The following is a 17,186-nucleotide window of genomic DNA, read 5'->3' as shown; positions in this document are numbered from 1 at the left end:
GGCTTAGTAGCCCATGTTTTTCTTTTTCTCTAACTCTTCTTTCGCCGTATCCGGCAGGTAGAGTGTGGATTTGGTGATGGTCAGCTTCTCAGGCATGGTGCCGTCTTTTTTGAATTTCTCCAGCGCATCAAACGCCGGTCCGGCCATGTTCGGCGTCAGTTCCACGCTGGCATTCGCTTCGCCGTCGATCATCGCTTTGTAGATATCCGGCACGCCGTCAATGGAGCCCGTCAGGATGTCTTTGCCCGGTTTCAGGCCTGCTTCTTTGATGGCCTGGATTGCACCGATCACCATGTCATCGTTATGGGCATAAACCATGCAGATGTTTTTGCCGTTGTTCTCAGCTTTGATAAAGCTTTCCATGACCTCTTTCCCTTTGCTGCGGGTAAAGTCGCCGGACTGAGAACGGATAATTTTGATGTTGGATGCTTTGGCAATGGCTTCGGCAAAGCCTTTCTTACGGTCAATCGCCACGCTCGCGCCAACGGTGCCCTGCAGTTCAACCACGTTACACGGTTTGCCCGCGACGGTTTTCACCAGCCAGTCACCAATCAGCTGGCCTTCCAGAACGTTGTTGGCGGTCACGGTGGTCATATAGAGGGATTTATCTTTCACATCAATCGAACGGTCGAGCAGGAACACCGGGATTTTTGCATCTTTAGCTTCTTTCAGCACCGGTTCCCAGCCTGTCGCGACAACAGGTGCAATAAAGATGGCGTCCACGCCCTGGGCAATGAACGAACGCACCGCTTTGATTTGGTTTTCCTGTTTTTGCTGACCGTCAGCGATTTTCAGGGTAATACCGCGTTTTTGAGCTTCGCTTTTAGCGACGTTGGTTTCGGCTGCTCGCCAGCCGGATTCAGATCCGACCTGCGAAAATCCCACGGTTAACGGGGCGGCCATCGCCATAGACGACATGGCTGCTGAAACTGCTGTGACAAGAAGTAAGCGCTTCCACATAGGGGTATCCTCGTAGGGTTATAGTTGGCTACAACTTCGCCTGCGGGGAAAACTATAGACAATTAGAGATGTAACAGAATGCGTTACATCACAAATCAGAAAAGTGAATGAATTGTTAGTTGTCAGTTGGGATCTGGCGCGCGAAAAGAGACAGGTCGATCGCCTCTGCATCATGCTTTGAAAAGACACAAATTTTCATTCAAAGCCACGTCCCTTTTGTTCAGTGTAATCGCTTTCACAATTTTATTCAGGATGCAGCTATCTTTATGGACAATTCAGCTACTTTTTTAGAAAAAAAACGGTGGGCCTGGCGTGTCACAACGTAAAACAAGCAAAGACATTCCCGATGAGTTGGCTATAATACCCGGCACTTGTTTGCCACACATTTTAAAGGAAACAAACATGAGCTTACTCAACGTCCCGGCGGGTAAAGATCTGCCAGAAGATATCTACGTTATTATCGAAATCCCGGCTAACGCAGATCCGATCAAATACGAAGTCGATAAAGACAGCGGCGCGCTGTTCGTTGACCGTTTCATGTCCACTGCGATGTTCTATCCGTGCAACTACGGCTACATCAACCACACCCTGTCTCTGGACGGTGACCCGGTAGACGTGCTGGTCCCAACGCCGTACCCGCTGGAACCCGGTTCTGTCATTCGCTGCCGCCCGGTTGGCGTACTGAAAATGACCGACGAGTCTGGTGAAGATGCCAAACTGGTTGCTGTACCGCACACCAAACTGAGCAAAGAGTACGATCACATTAAAGATGTGAACGACCTGCCGGAACTGCTGAAAGCCCAGATCACTCATTTCTTCGAGCACTACAAAGATCTCGAAAAAGGCAAATGGGTGAAAGTAGACGGTTGGGACAACGCTGAAGCTGCTAAAGCGGAAATCGTTGCTTCCTTCGAGCGCGCTGCGAAGAAGTAATCCGTTTATCTGAAAAACCCTGAACGCGAATAGCTGCGGACAGGGTTTTTTTATGCCTTTTTCCTTTGTCCTCTCTCTTCGTGCCCTTTCAGGGCCCGTTTCCTAAAGTGTCATAAAAATGTCATAAAAATCTTTTCCCATACGTTTGAACACTATAAGCCAAACCCGCCCCACTACCGCCATCCGCCCTCTGTAAAGTCCATCTCATACGGGTCGATACCCCTTTTGTGGCCGTGATCTTTAATTCCACCGGGGAACAACATGAAACTTAATCACTTCACAATTGGGCAACGACTCGGCCTGATGGCAACACTGTTACTGCTGGCAACGCTGTTTATCGGCTTGCGCGGGCTGGCGATAAACAGTGACAGCTTCGGGCAGAATCAAAAAATGATGGCAACGGAGAAAGTGCTCGTCGAGAGCATTGATACTGCGCGTAACGCCCAGGTTCAGTTCAAAATCCAGGTTCAGGAGTGGAAGAACACGCTGCTACGCGGCGCTCAGGGACAGGAGGCGTTTGACAAATACAAAGCTGCTTTCGTTTCTCAGAGTCAAAAAACACAGCAATTGCTGGAAAAACTGAGCGCTATGTTGCCTCAGCTTGGGATGGATAACGCCCAGGTTGAACAGACTCGCAAGCTCCATGCTGAGCTCGAAGCGCATTACCTGAGCGCATTACAGCAATACGATTTGGCCGACCCAACCAGTGCTCAGCGTGTCGACAAACTGGTGACCGGCATTGACCGCGAGCCGACGCGTATGATTGACGAAGTGGTCGCTCGTACGCTGGAGCATGCCAGTGCCATCCATGTGGAAACGGACGCGCGCAACCTGGCGCAATATCAGCAAACCCGCCTGATGTTGCTGATTGCCATGGCGCTGACCATGCTGGCCGGTGGGATTATCACCTGGTGGCTGGTACGCAGCATTACCCATCCGCTGGCGCAGGCCGTTACCGTTGCCCGTACGGTGGCCTCCGGTGACTTGCAGACAATCTTTAGCATTTCCGGTCGCGACGAGACAGCCGAACTGATGCACGCCTTGCAGGAGATGAACGGTAACCTGACCCGTATCGTGCACGGTGTTCGCCACAGCACGGAATCCATTGCCTCGGCATCGGTGCAAATAGCCACCGGTAGCCGTGAACTCTCGTCACGTAACGAGGCACAGGCCAGCGCTCTGGAAGAAACGGCTGCCTCTATGGAAGAGTTGACCTCGGTGGTGAAAAGCAACGCCGAGAACTCCCGCTTTGCCAGCTCTATCGCCCGCGATGCTTTCACTATTGCAGGCCAGGGCGGGCAAGCCGTGGAGCGCGTGGTGCAAACCATGAGCGATATCCACCAGCTCTCCAGCCAGATAAATAACATCATCGGCGTGATTGACAGTATTGCCTTCCAGACCAATATCCTGGCGCTGAATGCGGCCGTTGAGGCCGCACGCGCCGGTACCGAAGGCCGTGGTTTCGCCGTGGTTGCTGCCGAAGTCCGCGCGCTGGCGCAGCGTTCTGCCTCTGCGGCGCGGGATATTCGTAACCTGATCGACAATTCCGTTAATCGTATCGCCGAAGGGAACGAACAGGTTCAAAGCGCCGGTTCCGCCATGACCGAGATTTTGCGCAGCGTGCAGCAGGTGAGCGAGCTGGTAGAATCCATTTCCACCGCCAGCAAAGAGCAGAGTACCGGTATCGATCAGGTGAACGTGGCGGTAACGCATATGGATACCGCGACCCAGCAAAACGCCACGTTGTCGCAGCAATCCTCGGCTGCCGCGCATCAGATGCAGCGGCAGGCGGAAGAGCTGTTAGAAGCCGTTAGTCAGTTCAAACTGCGGCAAAACGCCGCATAATCATCAGCAGCGCCATTCGATCCAGACTCGGATGGCGCTGTGCTTCGCCCCGCCTTCGTTGTTTGTGCGAATCTTTCCTCTCATCCCCCGCGCATTGATAAACATATGCATCTACAATCCATACCGTTGTTTGATTGCTCGACTCCCCGAAATAGCCACAAGGAAGCGTATCTCTATGTCACGGTTTCGTCTGCCCCTTTTATCCCTGCTGGCTGCCTTTTGCCTGCCTGCGTTTGCTCACCCGGCCACGCAGGAAAGCGTAAAACAGGCCGAAGACCAGCTTAACGCGCGAGTGGGCTACGCCGAACTGGATCTCGCCAGCGGCCAGATGCGGGGCAGCTATCGTCCTCAGGAACGTTTCCCGATGATGAGTACTTTTAAAGTCCTGCTGTGCGGCGCGGTCCTGGCACGGGTTGATGCCGGACAGGAGCAGCTTGCCCGTCGCATACAGTATCGCCAACAGGACCTGGTCGAGTACTCACCGGTAACGGAAAAACATCTTACCGACGGGATGACTATGGCCGAACTTTGCAGCGCCGCCATCACGATGAGTGATAACACCGCGGGCAATCTGCTGCTGTCTGTGATCGGTGGGCCCTCAGAGCTCACGGCTTTCCTGCGTAAAACGGGCGATCGGGTCACCCGTCTCGACAGGTGGGAAACCGCGTTGAATGAAGCGTTGCCCGGCGATGAGCGTGATACGACGACGCCTGAGGCCATGGCTCAGACGCTGCGCCAGCTCCTCACTGGCAAGATACTGACGCCAGCATCACAGCAGCAGTTAATGGCCTGGATGGAAGCGGATAAAGTCGGTGGGCCGCTGATTCGCTCGGTCATACCGACAGGCTGGTTTATTGCCGATAAAACGGGGACGGGGGGACGAGGTTCACGCGGCATCGTTGCGGCACTGGGGCCTGACGGTAAACCGACCCGCATCGTCGTTATCTACCTTACCGGGACGAAGGCAACCATGGATGAACGAAACAAAAAAATCGCCGACATCGGCGACTCGCTGATTAAGCACTGGTAGTCGGGCTACCTGGAAAAAACAACGCCACCCGAAGGTGGCGTGTTTGTATTAATACTGGTCTCTGTCTAACCAGTTGCCGGTGGGGATAAACTTTTTCCCCTCTACCGAGCGTTGGTACACATACATCCAGGCGCTGCCATAAGGCGTCTGGATAAGCTGACGTTTATATTCGCCCCCAGCGGTACGTAGCGCGTCCAGTTCGCCAAGCGTTGCCGCATCAATGCGATAAACTTCACCCAGCACACTGCCATCACCCGGTACAGCGCCAGGGTAGTGCCCCAGACTGTAGAGTTGATAATCTTCAACGCAATGATCGCCCAGCCACTGAGCATTGGTCATCCAGTGGCTGTTGCCTTGCTTGCGTCGTAAACTGCCGTAGACAAATATTCGCATTGCTAAAACTCAAACTGATAGAGCAGATCAAGTGCCTGATCTAAGCCAGACACCGCTTCCAGATACAGCTTAGGCATCAGGCGATAACGTAACGTGAGAGTCGCCAGTGAGTCAAAAATACCCACACCATATTTTACCTGTAGACCTGGCAGTACATAGCCGCTGACCACCACCTGGGAAGAGTCTCCCACCCCTTCGGTGTCCAGCGCCAGATTGCTTACGCCAAACGTCTCGCCGATTTTACCCACAACCTGACCACTTTGTGCAACCCCCAGGCCTACTAAGGCTGAAGTCATTGCTGCGCTATCGCTTTGTCCGCTCTCCAGACCCTGCCCGCGAAGCAGGTAAGAAAGTGCCTCTTGCTGCGACATCGCCGGGTCGGAGAAGATCTCCGCTTTCGGTTCATCCGCTGTGCCGGTAATCCGCACCCCGGCCGTCACATCATTCTCGGTGGCGTCCGGGTTACGAATCGCCTCAATATTCAGCAACGGTTGATCGACAGGGCCAGAGAAAATCAGTTCCCCCTTACGCACAATCAAATCCTGGCCATAAGCGTGGTAGCGCCCTTCCGGGATATTGATTTGCCCGTTAAGGCCAAGTCCCTGCTGATCCTGAGTCACTTTCAGATCGCCGGTCAGCCGCGCTTTCAGCCCGAAAGCATCCATCCGCACATTATTGCCGACATGCACAATCAAATTACTGTTAATCGGAATCGCTGCGCTTTTCGGTTTTTCCGGTTTCAGATCCGCATTGAGCATCACCTCATCACTGGAGGTGCCCACTGCGCTTTCCGGCAAATCATGGACGACGATACGCGCCCAGGGTACATCGACCCGGCCATCAAGTGTAAACAGGGTCGGCGTAGCCTCAAACACCAGATCAGGGGAAACGTCCAGGCGTACCATAGGCGGTACGGTAATGCGCACGTTGCTCCCCTGCGCCGCCACGCGGGCACGCCAGTTGTTAATCTGGCTCCAGTCTGCGTCACCGCTCAGGTTAATCTGCCCACGCCGGGTACGCACGACCCCTTGCAGGGTCGAGGTGGTGCCATTGAAGTTCATTGCCAGTTGGCTGGGCTGCATATCGAACGGCATGAAGTTACCTTCGACATCCACACCGTTAAGCTGCATCTGCCCGAACAACTGCGGGCTTTGCAGATTACCGCCAAGCCGCAGATTGGCGTTCAGCGTACCCGCCGCTTTCTCGCCGCGCGTAAAGATGGCGTTGGCCATCGCCAGCGAGAAATTGCGAATATTGACGTTACCACCAAGGTTACGCCGCCCCTGCGGATCGGTGACCTGCACCTGACCGTCAAACTGGCCGTTATTGGTCAGACGGATCAGCCAACCCAAATCCGCGCGGTTATTTTGCAACTTCGCGTTGAGGTTCAGCGTTTCGAAGGCGACCGGCAGCGGTGCATCGTTGACGACCTGGGTCACTTTGACGTTACGCCCGGCCAGCGTCACTTCCCCCTGCGGCAAGCCTTCTTTGGTGGCATCCCACGAGACGTCAGCTTTACCGCTGAATGTGCCGCTGGCCTGGGTGGCATCCGGCATAAAGGGTTTCAACATCGCCAGGTCGAAGCGGTTAAGATTGACCACTGCGCGCCCCTGCGCGCCGGCATCAATTGTCTGTGGCACGCAAAGTTCCGCATTTGGGTTCGTCCAGCAGTGTGGCCCAATACTGATCTTCTGTTCCTGATTGCGGTAATCCAGCGCGATGGCGCGATTGAGGGCAACAGGCCCTACGGGCGTCGTGAATCGCGTATCGCTAAGTGTGCCTTTCCAGCGTTGCTCGTTACGATCGAAGCTCCCCGCCAGCTTTAGCTGCCCGGCTACCGGCTCGCCCTGCACCCGCAGTTCAAGCTCGTGCTGCTTTTCACTGCCTTTAGCCGCGAGCGTTGCCAGGCTGACGTTCACTCCAGGCTGAGAAAGGCGCTCAACCCGGACATTCAGCACGCCAGCAAGCTGATCGGTTGATTTGACATCCCCTTTCACCAGCACACGGGCAATGTGCAGTTCCTGCCAGCGCAGATTGCTGGCGGTGATATCCGCCAGCACCTGTGGTGCATCGACTGTACCGCGAATATTCACCAGCCCTTTAGCGGTACCGCCCAGTCCTGGCAGCGCGTTATCCAGACCTGGCGCGTCAATGTTGGCATCCAGGTTAAGATCTTTCACCCCCAGTTCGCCTTTGACGTCGGCTTGGTTGCGTCCCAGTTCCAGATGCAGTCCCGGAATAATCCACTGCATATAGCTGTTGCCCTTAAGCTGCCCGTCTACGCTGACTTTATTTTGCTTCACGTTGCCGGCCAGTTTCAGTTCAGGGATATCCACCTGCCAGCTACCGCCGTAGAGACTGCCGCGCATTTTCGCCAGCCCGTTCAGTTTTGCCGGCCAGTCCGGGAAGGTTTTCGCCGTGTTGATACCGTCCAGCGTTAACTCACCACGCCAGCTAATCGCCTTCTGCCAGTCGAGCAAGGCTTTCAGTTCAGTTTTCCCTTCCAGCGCCGCCACGCTCAGCTTGTCGATATTGATCTGCTGCTCGTTGCCTTTGCCATCCAGGGTGAGGGTGGCAGGCGGAACATCCTTGCCTTTTACTGCCGTGCGAAACGACAGCGTGTAGTCCGTCATTTTGCCGGTCAGCTTGAGTTTAAGGTCGTCGGCCTGATACTGCTTTTCGCCGGTAAATGGCCAGTAAAGTTGTTCACTGGTGATGTCCAGATTGAGCGGCAGCCCCGCCTCGGCAAGCTGCGTTTGCCCGCGCAGAACCACATCAACCGGACCAGACAGGTTGACGCCAAACTCCAGTTGCTTGCGCACCTCGCCGCCGACTTTGAGCTTCACCTTTTCGCCTTTCATCGGATCGACATTCAGGATGCTGTTGAGGGTGATGTCCACCGGCCAGTTATCCCGCAATGTCGCCGTGCCCGTAGCATTAAGCGTGCCCTGATTTGAATCGATGTCGAGCGCATCAAGTTTCATATTGCCGTCAATGCTGCTCACTTTGAGCAGCATATTGCTGACGGTGATATCTGTGTCGCCGGTTAAGCGAAGTTGCTCACCCCGGAATTCTTCAATATTGAGATTGAGCGGCAGATGCACGTCGGTCATCTGCGGCAGCAGCGGTTTGGCGAAGAGCTGCTTTAGGGATTCGCCCAGCGGCAATTCATCCGGTTTCGGATTGTCAACCTTCGGTTCCACGACCTGTTCCTGCGCCACTTTAGCCACTTTCGGCAGAGCAATCAGCAGGCCGCTCAGCGAGGTCGGTTTCAGGGTCAGGTTCTTCTCTTCCCAGTTCAGTGCGGAGGAGAAGTTCATGACCGAGACAGTCGTGTCATCAATGTTGATATTGACGTTATTGAGCGCCACCCGGCTTAGCGTGATGGGATACGGCGTGGAAAGGTTTAACGGCCCGTTATCCTCTTCTTTTACCGGCGTGGCAGGCGGCATCTTTTTGGTATCGATGACCACATTGATATCTTTCAACGAGATATCATTTACGCACAGGCTACTGTCTCGCAGACAGCCCAGCTTAACCGCCAGATGGAGTTCGCCGGCATTCACCGCAATACCCGGTTGATCGTAGCGGACGTTTTTCAGCGATAAATCACGCCAGCCGCCAGTCACCTGGCCGATCTCCAGACCCGGCACCCAACGGTTGGCGGCCTTAAACAGCAGGTGTAACCCGCTCGTCGTCCCGACGAGAAAAATAACCGTCCCCAGCACTAACAGGATAAACACCAGTACGCCGAGGCTTATTTTCTTCCATAAACTCATAATTCAGGCCCCAAACCGATGTAAAACTGTAATCCATGCTCGTCTTTATCTCCGACCGGAACGGCCAGATCGAGTTTGATCGGGCCAACCGGTGATTGCCACCGAACCCCGACACCCGTACCGGTTTTGAAATCACTACGGCGGATATCGCTTACCGCTTCGCCGCTGTCGACAAAGACCGCGCCCCACCATTTGCCCGTTACGTTGTATTGATATTCCAGCGATCCTGTTGCCATTTTCGAGGCGCCGATCAGCTTGCCGTCATCATCCTTCGGCGCGATAGATTTGTATTTATAGCCGCGAATGCTGCGATCGCCCCCGGCGAAGAAGCGTAAATCCGGCGGTACGCGGTCAAAATCGTCGGTTTCAATCCACCCCAGGTTGCCACGGGCCACAAAACGGTGGCGGTCATATAACGTGCGGATCCAGACGTTTTGTGCCTGCATCACGATAAAATCCACATCCGAGCCCCAGGCTGTACTGGAGTAATCGATGGAATAACGCTGAGAATCACCCCAGGTCGGCATCAGGCCGCCGCGCGAACGGGTACGGCTGATCATCACCCCCGGATAAAGCAGCATGGTGGTGTTAGTCACACTCGCCTGAGTAAAGTGGTCGAGACTCCATCGCAGGTTAATGGCGCGCTGCCAGCCGCTGGAGAGATCCCAGTAACGGGACACCGCCAGCGTGGTGGAGTCCGCTTCGGTATCATTTAAATCGGTGCGCTTAAACCCACCCTGTATCAGGTAGTACTGCTCAAGCGGGTTTTTGAGTAGCGGGACTTTGTAGCTAAAATCCAGTTGCTGTTCCGGCGCGGAGACGCTGGCTGTGGTGGTAAAGCTGTGTCCATAGGAGTTTATCCACGGCTTTTTCCATGTGGCCTTCACGCGCGGACCCACATCGGTTGAATACCCGACCCCGGTCTCAATGGTGTTTTCAATGCGTGGCGCGACGACGCCTTTTAAAGGTAAGACCTTGCTTTCTCTGGCTTGATCAAACTCCGGCGCCACCACCACCGAGTTAAACCAGCCGGTGGCCGACAGACGACGATTAAGTTCCGCCAGATCTTTGGTCTGGTAGTAATCGCCCTTTTTAAACGGCACCAGATTTTGCAGATACTCTTCGCGGATTTGCGAACCTTCGAACGTCACATCGCCGAAACGGTAGCGCTGGCCGCTGTCATAATCGATATCCCAGAATGCCTGGTGCCGGTCAAGCGCGATACCAAGCTGGCTGTGATTGTAGTGGCTATCGAAATAACCTTTGCGCAGAGCGACACGGGTGAGTGATTTCTTAAAACCGTCGTAATCACCGTGGTTTAACACCGTGCCTTTTTCCGGACGATTTTTCAGTAATGCAATATAATCTTCATCGGTACGCGCACCGCCGCGCAGGATCACATCCGTGCCGCCGATGCGTACCGGTTCCCCTGGTGAGACACGGGCAATCAACACCTGACGTCCTTTCGCTGGCGGCGGGCGGAGCTCGAACTCAATAGCGGGTTCGTAATATCCCAGCGCTTTTAGCCCTTCACGGATAGCATCATCGACACGCGCCTGAAATCGCTTGTCCGGCGTCACTTCATCGCTCTGGATGGTGGAAAGCTGAGCGCGAACATTTTTCTGCAACGCTCCGGTCAACCCTTCCAGTTGCAATCGGACATTTGCCGACATGGCGCTATGGCTTGCCAGCAACAAACCGGCAAAACATAAAATACGGATTTTTGGCACGTTCTCTCCTGAATATCCCTTGTTCCCACCCCTGGAAGGAAACGTCAACACCGCTCCGCGGCTTGTAAAAAATCCAATATGTGGATTGAAAAACGGACGACACCCCAAATATTTCTTATGTTTAAATCTAGTCTGATTTACCGTCTTTATTGTGTTAAAAGAGACGCTTCGTTACAACCTTAACCGCAATTCGCGTTTCCGGGAGGCCTCAGCATGAGTCTATTTGATAAGAAAAACCTTGTTACTCAATCGGATGCACTACCAGGAAGAAACACGCCGATGCCCGTCGCTACGTTACATGCTGTTAACGAGCACTCCATGACAAACGTGCCGGAAGGGATGGAAACCGCGTATTTTGCGATGGGGTGTTTCTGGGGCGTCGAGCGCCTGTTCTGGCAACTGCCCGGTGTCTATAGCACCGCAGCAGGGTATATGGGCGGTTATACACCCAACCCGACCTACCGCGAAGTATGTACCGGCCAAACGGGTCACGCTGAGGCGGTGCGCGTGGTGTATGACCCGGCGGTCATCAGTTATGAGCAGCTTCTGCAGGTCTTCTGGGAAAATCACGATCCGGCCCAGGGGATGCGGCAAGGGAACGATCACGGCACCCAGTACCGCTCGGCGATTTATCCGCTGACGCCAGAGCAGAGCGCTGCCGCCCATGCCAGCCTCGAACGCTTCCAGGCGGCAATGCTGGCCGCACATGATGACCGTACTATCACGACGGAAATTGTTAACGCACCGCCGTTCTACTATGCCGAAGACGATCATCAGCAGTATCTGCATAAAAACCCCTATGGGTATTGCGGCATCGGCGGGATTGGCGTTTGCCTGCCGCCACAGCTCGCCTGATATTCGTTTATTGCCGGTTCAGCCTCCCTGAACCGGTTTTAACGTCACACCTGACCGTTCCCCTTCTGCAATTTCGCGCACCCGCTTTTCGCTATTCCTTCTAAACCAACCACACTATTTTCTCGCAATGACGGGTTTAATTTCGCATGTCTGACTTGTCTAACAAGCCACATGTATCTCTCTAATTTTATTGCAAACTTTATTTATGCCATTCCGTTTTTTTACTTAAGTAAAATCTGTCATATATAAGCATCATTTGCATAAGCGTATTTCAGATAAATTTCCATTTATGAATGACACCACCTGTCGCAATATGCTCTTAGTATGAGTTCCACAGGCTGTAAGCATGTTTTTCAGAAAGCGATGTGAATACCACCTGGAGGGAGAATTTATATGCCTTACTTAGCAGAAAGGATTACCACTCCACACGGTCAACTCCTGGGAGTTAAGATCTACCCCAGAAAAGCGCCTGTCCTGAACAGCATCGAAAAAAAAAGAACTTATCTTTTTGATTTAATGAATGCCATTGGTAATAAAGCCGACTTTTTTAAAAAACGTGGGTTGTTCTGTCTGGTCTCAATCACCGATGAAGAGATCGCCATGTTATTAACGTTCGACTTAGTGTTGCAGGCAACACTGGCGCGACTGCCCTTTGTTAAATTACAAATCAACCAAACATTTGAAACAGCCATAGGGGATTTAGCAAAAAGTAAAAATGGTATCTGGCTGAGCCATGTGGGGAATAAAGATGCGCCTTTTATCCAGTATTGCGAAGCCATCATTTTGGATGAAACATTTACCAGCAACGAGCTAAGCAAAAACACATTTCCCTACCTTATCCAAAACTTAAAGCGTTATTGTGAAAAAATCATTATTAAAATAGATAATGATATTAACCGTAGAGCACTTGAAGAGGCAGGTATTTGGGCCTGTTGCGGGCTTTATGCGCCAACACCGTTCAGCAAGGTGCATCAGTTAATGTAAGTCATTGTTGCAATTCGTTATGCCCATTTGCAGTTTCATTTATTGCGAATCCAACATGGATTGATATTTTGCTTTGATTTTTTACATGTAAATAGTGAAAGATTCCGACACCTACGGAGGCAGGCAATTATGTGTTACGCCCACGGAAAAGTCGGCTTCTTATAAAAGTCGCAGTCAGAGCCATCACCGCTCAACAACATTCATTTCACAATCGGTAATATACAAATGCGCTAACTATCAAAGAAATACCCTTTGATAGGTATATATATTGATATTAATTATCGATCAATAAATGATTGATTAATAACTTTTAACGATCAATATTAGATATATCTAGGCATTAACAAGGAAAGGATATGGACCGGGTTAGCGTAATACCCATTCACAGCCTGAATGGCACAATTGTTGGATTTTCAATGGACTGTAGCGATCACCCCCCGCACAGCCATCACCTGAAGTATTGTTCTGACTTCTCAGTAGAAAATGGGCTTTTGTTTTATGTTAACAACCTCAGGAATCTTACAGATACTACCGCTCAGTTTCCACACCTGACATTAATGAAACAGGAAGATCCTGCATTATTTGGGCTATGGCGGGAAAATGTCCGTCAGGCCGTCGTGATTAATCGGGAGTTCTACCATAAGCAAGTACAAAAACCCACTTTCCCTGAATTGATTAAGAACATTCGGAAATCTTATTCGGATCGCGTCATTATCGATGGCGTACAAAGTACGTGGGAATTTTCGGTGTTACAGGATTGCGGTATCTGGGCTGTTCAGGGCTATATGTATCGTTCTGTACCCTTAAAAAAACTACAGTGGTTGCTTTAATCGTTATGCACAAAAACGTGAGCCTAATAATGACAAGGTCACCCCCACAATAGAGAAAATGAAGGTAAGACCTTAGTGCGAGTAAAAGGAAGTAATAATGTGCCCTGAGGAATATATAAAACCCTCTTTTTGCTCCTTTTACTCTTTCATTAACCTTTGTGTCTTCACGCTGGGCGAAGCGCTTAGCTGAAAACAGCCTTAACATTGCGCCACTTGCGCACCAAACGCGCACGTAATTGAGAAAGATTCCTGTCTACCTGTAACAAACTGCTTACACTGCTGGCAGGCTGTAACACGCTTACGCTATACTAGCCGTCGAAATTGTGGGTCCACCGCTTCGGACCCGCTTTCAATGTGTTTACCACAAGGATTTTTCAACTTCCCTCCGAGGATCCCGCTTGTAGCTGGATAAATTATGTTAAACAGTATCTTAGTCATACTTTGTCTGATAGGTGTGAGTGCGTTTTTCTCGCTTTCCGAGATCTCGCTGGCCGCCTCCAGAAAAATCAAACTTAAGCTGCTTGCCGATGAAGGCAACATCAATGCGCAACGCATCCTGAAAATGCAGGAAAACCCCGGCACCTTTTTTACCGTGGTACAAATCGGCCTGAATGCTGTTGCGATTCTGGGCGGTATTGTCGGCGACGCTGCCTTCTCCCCTGCGTTTTACAGCATGCTTATCAATCTGGTTGAGCCGGAACTCGCAGATCGACTGAGCTTTATTATTTCGTTTTCGCTGGTAACCGGGATGTTTATCCTGTTTGCCGACCTCACACCGAAACGCATCGGTATGATTGCGCCAGAAGCCGTGGCTTTGCGTATCATCAACCCGATGCGCTTCTGTCTGTTTATCTTCCGCCCGCTGGTCTGGTTCTTTAATGGCATGGCCAACGTTATCTTTCGCCTGTTTAAATTGCCAATGGTGCGTAAAGACGACATCACGTCAGATGATATCTATGCGGTGGTAGAAGCCGGGGCCCTGGCCGGGGTGTTGCGTAAGCAAGAACATGAGCTGATCGAGAATGTGTTTGAGCTGGAATCACGCACGGTGCCATCGTCAATGACATCGCGCGAAAACGTAGTGTGGTTCGACCTGCATGAAGATGAGCAAAGCTTAAAACAAAAAGTCGCCGAAAACCCCCACTCCAAGTTTCTCGTGTGTAATCAAGACATTGACCATATCGTGGGTTATGTCGACTCAAAAGACCTGCTTATTCGCGTACTGGCCAACCAAAGCCTGGTTCTGAGCAGCGGCGTGCAAATTCGCAATACGCTCATTGTGCCGGATACCCTGACGCTCTCCGAAGCGCTGGAAAGCTTTAAAACAGCAGGTGAAGACTTTGCGGTCATCATGAACGAGTATGCGCTGGTCGTGGGGATTATCACCCTCAATGACGTCATGACCACCCTGATGGGTGACCTGGTCGGTCAGGGGCTGGAAGAACAAATCGTCGCGCGTGATGAAAACTCCTGGCTGATTGACGGCGGCACGCCGATTGATGACGTGATGCGAGTACTGGATATCGATGAGTTCCCTCAGTCCGGCAATTACGAGACCATTGGCGGCTTTATGATGTTTATGCTGCGCAAGATCCCGAAACGCACCGACTCGGTGAAGTTCTCCGGCTATAAGTTCGAGGTTGTGGACATCGATAACTACCGTATCGACCAGTTGCTGGTTACACGGATTGATAACAAGGCAACGGTGTTAACGCCAAAACTGCCGGATGCGGAAGGGAAAAGCGAATAATCGCGACGGCCAATGTCCTGCATAGAAGGTGGCATCATTGCCGCCTTTTTTATTGCCTGCCTTTTATTGTCTGGAAAACATCAACGGCTCCCTGACGGAGCCGTTTTTGTTGTACTGCGATTACTGCATAGCGTAGTGGGTTGGTTAAGCCATCTCAGTTTGTAGACGCATAACCTGACGGTTGACTTCGGACATAACACTAAGGTGCTGTTTGTCCTTCACTTTCGGGATAAGGATCTTACCTTTATCAAACTCGAAAGCGCCAACGTCCTTGATGTACAACCGTCCACGGAACAGGATTTTCACGTACTTAGCCACCTGAAGTGGGTTGTAACGTTGGAAAATTTTCATTTTTGTATCTCCTGCTAAGTAATACGCCCTTGCGGTGCCACGCTTGGCCCGACAGTGATGAGCGCAAATTTTAGTGCTCAATGAGCATAGTTCAGAAACAACATGAGACCTAGTATGTATAAGTTTATTTACCTTTTGATTACAGTTATTCAGAATTTTCTTTTCAGTGCTTACGAACAGGCAGTATAAGTCGTCGTTTTTTCGCAGTTATGTGCGTTGCCCCGCAAACTGGCATCCGGTTTGCGGGAAAAGCACATTGATCGCACTTATGATTAAAAGGTGTAGTTAAGTGGTCGGATCACCTGCAAACAATAAAAGGAAACACCATGACCTTACGTAACATCCTGGCAGCAACCTGCCTGCTACTGCCGCTTCTGGCGCAAGCCCATAATTTTGAGACCAGCCAGCGAGTACCGCCTGTGGGCATCGCCGACAGAGGGGAATTGATTCTCAATAATGATAAGTTTAGCTACAAAAACTGGAACAGCGCGCAGCTTCCTGGCAAAGTGCGAGTGGTGCAACATATTGCCGGTCGGACCTCTGCAAAAGAGAAAAATGCAGCGCTGATTGAAGCGATCAAGGCCGCAAATTTACCTCACGACCGTTACCAGACGACAACCATCATCAATACGGATGATGCAATCCCCGGCTCGGCAATGTTTGTGCGCAGCAGTATTGAGAGCAACAAAAAGCTCTATCCCTGGTCACAATTTATTGTCGACAGTGATGGCATAGCGCGTAAGGCCTGGCAACTGGATGAAGGCAGTTCAGCCATCGTTGTGCTGGATAAAGACGGGCGGGTGCAATATGCCAAAGATGGCGGGCTGACACAGGCGGAAGTGCAGCAGGTCATCGCCCTGCTGCATAAGTTACTCGACAATCAGTAAATCGACACCCGAAAGCCGGGGTTAAGGAAAGATTCACGCGGCGTGTAATCGAGGGTTTTGCCCTGCCAGTCGTGAACATGCGCCCCGGCTGCAACGGCTACCGCATGACCCGCGGCCGTATCCCAGACGCTGGTCGGCCCAAAACGCGGATAAAGCTGAGCGTGCCCCTCTGCCACCAGGCAGAATTTCAGCGATGAGCCGATAGCCGTCGTCTGATGCTCGCCCAGGTGGAGGAGATACTCTTTGAGTTCATCATCCGCGTGGGAACGACTTACCACCACCAGCGGCGGACGCGCGTCGCGTACTTTAATTTGCGTCCGCGTACCGTTTTCCTCTTTCCACGCTTTGCCTTCCGCCGCGCAATACATCACTTTCAGCACCGGAGCATACACGACGCCAAGTACCGGTTTCCCGTGTTCAATCAGGGCAATATTTACCGTGAACTCACCGTTGCGTTTAATGAACTCTTTCGTGCCGTCCAACGGATCGACCAGCCAGTAACGCTGCCAGTGCTGACGGACGCTCCAGGAAGGCGGATCTTCTTCCGACAGAACCGGAATATCCGGGGTCAGTGCCTGTAGCCCGCCAGCAATTACCGCGTGTGCGGCAATATCGGCAGCCGTCACGGGTGAATCATCGGATTTGCTGGTCACATCCATCGGCTTATGGCCATCGTAGACCTGCATAATGGCATCGCCCGCTTCCCGCGCGAGCTGACAAATGGCTTCTAACATCATCCACCTCTTATGTATGGCAGTGGGATCTTTACCCCAAATAATTCACGTTGCAGGAAGGCGGCAAGTGAAGGAATCCCGTGAGCTTACCTCAGTAAGTGATTCGGGTGAGTGAACGTAGCCAA

General features: G+C 52.0%; 14 protein-coding genes. 8 read left to right on the top strand and 6 right to left on the bottom strand.

Features of this window, described 5'->3' with window-relative positions; genetic code table 11:
• Positions 1-3: 3 nt before the first annotated feature.
• Complete coding sequence (gene ytfQ / locus L2097_RS15210) at positions 4-960, bottom strand: galactofuranose ABC transporter substrate-binding protein YtfQ (protein WP_047372051.1); 957 nt, start codon at positions 958-960, stop codon at positions 4-6.
• Positions 961-1,362: 402 nt separating this feature from the next.
• Here ytfQ and ppa point away from each other — a divergent pair, with 402 nt between their 5' ends.
• From ppa to bla, 3 genes are all read left to right on the top strand, one after another.
• Positions 1,363-1,893, top strand: a complete 531-nt coding sequence (gene ppa / locus L2097_RS15205; RefSeq protein WP_039077764.1) for an inorganic diphosphatase — start codon at positions 1,363-1,365, stop codon at positions 1,891-1,893.
• A gap of 261 nt (positions 1,894-2,154) precedes the next feature.
• Positions 2,155-3,738 carry a methyl-accepting chemotaxis protein gene (locus L2097_RS15200; RefSeq protein WP_047372052.1) on the top strand — a complete coding sequence of 528 codons (1,584 nt, stop codon included), beginning with the start codon at positions 2,155-2,157 and terminating at the stop codon, positions 3,736-3,738.
• Between the two features lie 175 nt (positions 3,739-3,913).
• On the top strand, positions 3,914-4,768 hold the full coding sequence (gene bla / locus L2097_RS15195) for a class A beta-lactamase (RefSeq protein ID WP_284454034.1): 855 nt from the start codon (positions 3,914-3,916) through the stop codon (positions 4,766-4,768).
• 48 nt (positions 4,769-4,816) lie between these two features.
• On the opposite strand, the gene L2097_RS15190 is transcribed toward bla, so the two are convergent.
• The 3 genes from L2097_RS15190 to tamA are packed head-to-tail and all read right to left on the bottom strand — an operon-like array spanning position 4,817 to position 10,670.
• Complete coding sequence (locus tag L2097_RS15190; protein WP_047372053.1) at positions 4,817-5,161, bottom strand: gamma-glutamylcyclotransferase family protein; 345 nt, start codon at positions 5,159-5,161, stop codon at positions 4,817-4,819.
• Positions 5,162-5,163: 2 nt separating this feature from the next.
• On the bottom strand, positions 5,164-8,940 hold the full coding sequence (gene tamB, locus L2097_RS15185; protein WP_250353208.1) for an autotransporter assembly complex protein TamB: 3,777 nt from the start codon (positions 8,938-8,940) through the stop codon (positions 5,164-5,166).
• The gene (tamA, locus tag L2097_RS15180; RefSeq protein ID WP_250353207.1) at positions 8,937-10,670 is read right to left on the bottom strand and encodes an autotransporter assembly complex protein TamA; all 1,734 of its coding nucleotides are present in this window, start codon (positions 10,668-10,670) and stop codon (positions 8,937-8,939) included. Before tamA ends, tamB begins: the two co-directional genes overlap by 4 nt.
• Before the next feature lie 213 nt (positions 10,671-10,883).
• Here tamA and msrA point away from each other — a divergent pair, with 213 nt between their 5' ends.
• From msrA to paeA, 4 genes are all read left to right on the top strand, one after another.
• Positions 10,884-11,525: a peptide-methionine (S)-S-oxide reductase MsrA gene (gene msrA / locus L2097_RS15175; protein WP_047372056.1), complete on the top strand. Its 642-nt coding sequence runs from the start codon at positions 10,884-10,886 to the stop codon at positions 11,523-11,525.
• 393 nt (positions 11,526-11,918) lie between these two features.
• Positions 11,919-12,509, top strand: coding sequence for a hypothetical protein (locus L2097_RS15170; protein ID WP_047372057.1), 591 nt, complete (start codon positions 11,919-11,921; stop codon positions 12,507-12,509).
• A 356-nt stretch (positions 12,510-12,865) separates the two neighbouring features.
• Positions 12,866-13,339 (top strand): hypothetical protein, encoded by a 474-nt coding sequence (locus tag L2097_RS15165; protein ID WP_047372058.1) that lies wholly within the window; start codon positions 12,866-12,868, stop codon positions 13,337-13,339.
• Between the two features lie 415 nt (positions 13,340-13,754).
• A complete protein-coding gene (paeA, locus tag L2097_RS15160) occupies positions 13,755-15,089 on the top strand; it encodes a polyamine export protein PaeA (RefSeq protein WP_047372059.1) in 1,335 nt (444 codons plus the stop codon).
• A gap of 144 nt (positions 15,090-15,233) precedes the next feature.
• Here the strand turns inward: paeA and L2097_RS15155 are convergent, their stop codons facing one another.
• A complete protein-coding gene (locus L2097_RS15155) occupies positions 15,234-15,440 on the bottom strand; it encodes a DUF1107 domain-containing protein (RefSeq protein WP_003856054.1) in 207 nt (68 codons plus the stop codon).
• Positions 15,441-15,766: 326 nt separating this feature from the next.
• Between L2097_RS15155 and L2097_RS15150 the strand changes: the two genes are divergently transcribed.
• Positions 15,767-16,327 carry a YtfJ family protein gene (locus L2097_RS15150; RefSeq protein ID WP_250353206.1) on the top strand — a complete coding sequence of 187 codons (561 nt, stop codon included), beginning with the start codon at positions 15,767-15,769 and terminating at the stop codon, positions 16,325-16,327.
• Here L2097_RS15150 and cysQ read toward each other — a convergent pair.
• On the bottom strand, positions 16,321-17,061 hold the full coding sequence (cysQ, locus tag L2097_RS15145) for a 3'(2'),5'-bisphosphate nucleotidase CysQ (protein WP_047372061.1): 741 nt from the start codon (positions 17,059-17,061) through the stop codon (positions 16,321-16,323). The two genes, L2097_RS15150 and cysQ, sit on opposite strands and share 7 nt — an antisense overlap.
• Positions 17,062-17,186: the final 125 nt, after the last annotated feature.

Source organism: Citrobacter sp. MNAZ 1397 (genome assembly GCF_023613995.1).
GTDB classification, from domain to species: domain Bacteria; phylum Pseudomonadota; class Gammaproteobacteria; order Enterobacterales; family Enterobacteriaceae; genus Phytobacter; species Phytobacter ursingii.
The sequence above is the reverse complement of the archived record's forward strand: the minus strand, read 5'-3'. Positions and strand labels throughout refer to the sequence as shown.

Bases quoted from the DNA above. Each gene is read 5' to 3' on its own strand.
- ytfQ (WP_047372051.1), bottom strand. From the start codon at position 960: ATGTGGAAGCGCTTACTTCTTGTCACAGCAGTTTCAGCAGCCATGTCG.
- ppa (WP_039077764.1), top strand. From the start codon at position 1,363: ATGAGCTTACTCAACGTCCCGGCGGGTAAAGATCTGCCAGAAGATATC.
- L2097_RS15200 (WP_047372052.1), top strand. From the start codon at position 2,155: ATGAAACTTAATCACTTCACAATTGGGCAACGACTCGGCCTGATGGCA.
- bla (WP_284454034.1), top strand. From the start codon at position 3,914: ATGTCACGGTTTCGTCTGCCCCTTTTATCCCTGCTGGCTGCCTTTTGC.
- L2097_RS15190 (WP_047372053.1), bottom strand. From the start codon at position 5,161: ATGCGAATATTTGTCTACGGCAGTTTACGACGCAAGCAAGGCAACAGC.
- tamB (WP_250353208.1), bottom strand. From the start codon at position 8,940: ATGAGTTTATGGAAGAAAATAAGCCTCGGCGTACTGGTGTTTATCCTG.
- msrA (WP_047372056.1), top strand. From the start codon at position 10,884: ATGAGTCTATTTGATAAGAAAAACCTTGTTACTCAATCGGATGCACTA.
- L2097_RS15170 (WP_047372057.1), top strand. From the start codon at position 11,919: ATGCCTTACTTAGCAGAAAGGATTACCACTCCACACGGTCAACTCCTG.
- L2097_RS15165 (WP_047372058.1), top strand. From the start codon at position 12,866: ATGGACCGGGTTAGCGTAATACCCATTCACAGCCTGAATGGCACAATT.
- paeA (WP_047372059.1), top strand. From the start codon at position 13,755: ATGTTAAACAGTATCTTAGTCATACTTTGTCTGATAGGTGTGAGTGCG.
- L2097_RS15155 (WP_003856054.1), bottom strand. From the start codon at position 15,440: ATGAAAATTTTCCAACGTTACAACCCACTTCAGGTGGCTAAGTACGTG.
- L2097_RS15150 (WP_250353206.1), top strand. From the start codon at position 15,767: ATGACCTTACGTAACATCCTGGCAGCAACCTGCCTGCTACTGCCGCTT.
- cysQ (WP_047372061.1), bottom strand. From the start codon at position 17,061: ATGTTAGAAGCCATTTGTCAGCTCGCGCGGGAAGCGGGCGATGCCATT.